2 protein-coding genes and 1 pseudogene are annotated in these 2,690 nt (G+C 74.2%); 2 read left to right on the forward strand and 1 reads right to left on the reverse strand.

Going from position 1 to position 2,690, the window contains the following annotated elements; translation table 11 throughout:
• A partial coding sequence (locus NCC78_RS30540) for an OB-fold nucleic acid binding domain-containing protein (protein WP_250798869.1) occupies positions 1 to 446 on the reverse strand: 446 nt, incomplete at its 3' end.
• Between the two features lie 351 nt (positions 447 to 797).
• On the opposite strand from NCC78_RS30540, the gene lipA reads away from it, so the two are divergent.
• Both lipA and NCC78_RS30550 read left to right on the forward strand, forming a co-directional pair.
• Positions 798 to 1,847 (forward strand): lipoyl synthase, encoded by a 1,050-nt coding sequence (gene lipA / locus NCC78_RS30545; protein ID WP_250798870.1) that lies wholly within the window; start codon positions 798 to 800, stop codon positions 1,845 to 1,847.
• A gap of 65 nt (positions 1,848 to 1,912) precedes the next feature.
• Positions 1,913 to 2,690 (forward strand): annotated as a pseudogene (locus NCC78_RS30550) (hypothetical protein); the annotation flags it as partial.

Here is a 2,690-nt window from a genome sequence, read left to right on the forward strand (position 1 = left end):
CGGGCGTCGAGGGCGGCCCGGAAGCCGGCCACCGCCGCCGCCGAGACGCGCAGCGCCGCCGAGCGGGTCGGGTGGCGCAGCGCGACGGGCGCGTGGTCCAGCTGGGTGGGCAGGCTGGCGGTGAGCGCCGGCCGGTAGAGGTCGAAGGGCGGCGGCACGGCGGGCGGGCCGAGCGGTCGTACCGCCGGGTCGGTCAGCTCGACCCCGGCGGGCGCCGTCGGGTTGGCGACCACCGTGCCGGTGACCTCGACGACGGTCTCCTCGGTGAGCGCGTCGACGGCCGCGCGCACGGCCGGGTCCGTGACCACCACCTGGGCGAGGCCGGCGGCGTCCCGGACGATCAGGAAGGCCACCGACTTGAGCAGCCGGCGGCGGTGCACCCAGCCGGCGATCCGGACGGTCTCGCCGACCTGGGTGGGAAGTTGGGTGGAAAGGATGCGTTGCACGGCGGTACCTCCTTGATCATCGCAACGCGATCCCAGGGAGGTGTGGGCGAGCGGGAACCTCGCGGTGCCACCACACTTCGCCCCCGCGGGCGGGGGCCTCATTCGTCGCCTGATGACCGGGGCCAGCCGGGCGGGCTCTACTGGGCGCGGACGCCGTTCTTCCCGCAGCTCGGGAGGGTCTTCGCGCGCCGGCGCCAGACCGCCTCTCAGCAACCGGCGGCTCTCTGCGCTGGCGGGTCCGGGCGCTACTCGGCTCCGTCACAGCTTTGCCGGGCACGCTAGCACCCGGGCGCGCTGTCGTGTGACGGGATTATTGCCGACCCCGGTGTCCGGCGTCACAAGATTTCCGGCGTGACGGCGGTCGCCCGACGTGCATCGACGGCCACCGACGGGCGTAGGCTCGGTTTTGTGACGATCGAGCACTCCGCGCCGACGACCCAGCAGGCAGAGCGCACCGCGACGCCCGCCCCCGAGGGGCGGCGCATGTTGCGGATCGAGGCGCGCAACGCCGAGACGCCGATCGAGCGCAAACCGCCGTGGATCAAGGTCAAGGCCAAGATGGGCCCGGAGTACACCCAACTGCGCGGGCTGGTCTCGCGCGAGGGGCTGCACACCGTCTGCCAGGAGGCCGGCTGCCCCAACATCTACGAGTGCTGGGAGGACCGGGAGGCCACCTTCCTCATCGGTGGCGACCAGTGCACCCGGCGCTGCGACTTCTGCCAGATCGACACCGGCAAGCCGGCCGAGTTCGACGCCGACGAGCCCCGCCGGGTCGCGGAGTCGGTGGTCTCCATGGGCCTGCGTTACGCCACCATCACCGGTGTGGCCCGCGACGACCTGCCCGACGGCGGCGCCTGGCTCTACGCCGAGACGGTCCGGCAGATCCACGCCCTGCAGCCCGGCTGCGGCGTCGAGCTGCTGATCCCCGACTTCAACGCCGTCCCCGAGCAGCTCGCCGAGGTCTTCGGCTCCCGGCCCGAGGTGCTCGCGCACAACGTCGAGACCGTGCCGCGGATCTTCAAGCGGATCCGGCCGGCGTTCCGCTACGAGCGCTCCCTCGACGTGATCCGGCAGGCCCGCGCCGACGGCCTGGTCACCAAGTCCAACCTGATCCTGGGCATGGGCGAGGAGCGCGCCGAGATCTCCCAGGCGCTGCGCGACCTGCACGAGGCGGGCTGCGAACTGATCACCATCACGCAGTACCTGCGGCCGACGCCCCGGCACCACCCGGTGACCCGCTGGGTCAAGCCGGAGGAGTTCGTCGAGCTGCGCGAGGAGGCCGAGGAGATCGGCTTCGCCGGCGTGATGAGCGGGCCGCTGGTGCGCTCGTCGTACCGCGCCGGCCGGCTCTACAAGCAGGCCCTGGAGGCCCGCGAGGGCGCCACGGTCACCGCCGTCTGACACCCCGGCCGACGCGCCGGCACCGCTGGCGTCGCGGGCCGGCGGCCGAGTGCCATGATCAGCCCATGACCACGGGGGTACGCCAGGAGCGACGCGACGCGTCGCCCCCGCGGCCGGCCGCCCGGCGGCCCCGACTGCCGACGGTCCTGGCCGTGCTCGCGATCGTCGCCGGGGTGGCGTACCGCCTCGGTCTGCTGCTGCACGACGCGCCGCCGACGAACAGCGACGAGGCCACCATGGGGCTGGCCGCGCTGCACATCTCCCGCGGGCAGGAGTTCCCCGTCTGGTTCTACGGCCAGGCGTACATGGGCACGTTGGAGGCGTGGCTGGCCGCGCCGGTGTTCGCGCTGGCCGGGCCGTCGACGCTGGGGCTGCGCCTGCCGACCCTCGCGCTGTACGCCCTCTTCGTGCTGCTGGCCTGGCGGTTGACGCTGCGGCTGACCGGGGACGGGTGGTTCGCCCTGCTGGTCGTGGCGCTGCTCGCGCTCGGCTCCGACCGGATCGTCAAGAACCAGCTGATCGCCGGTGGCGGCTACCCGGAGATGAACGCGGCCGGGGTGGCGCTGGCCCTGCTGGCGTACGACCTGGCGGCCGGTCGGCCGGGTCGCCGGCTGCCGCGCTGGGCGGCCTGGGGGTTCCTTGCCGGCCTGATGATCTGGGTGGACCCCCTGGTGCTGCCGTACGTCGCGGCCGCCGGGGCGGTGCTGGCGGCGTTCCGCTGGCGGGAGCTGCGGGGCCCGGCCGGCGCGCTGCTCGGGCTGGCCACCGTGCTCGGCGCCGCGCCGCTGCTGGTGCACAGCCTGCTGGCCGGCCGCAACCCGCTCGCCGCCGTGCTCACCGCCA

Origin of the sequence: Micromonospora phytophila, assembly GCF_023656545.1 — a bacterium.
GTDB classification, from domain to species: Bacteria; Actinomycetota; Actinomycetes; order Mycobacteriales; family Micromonosporaceae; genus Micromonospora; species Micromonospora phytophila.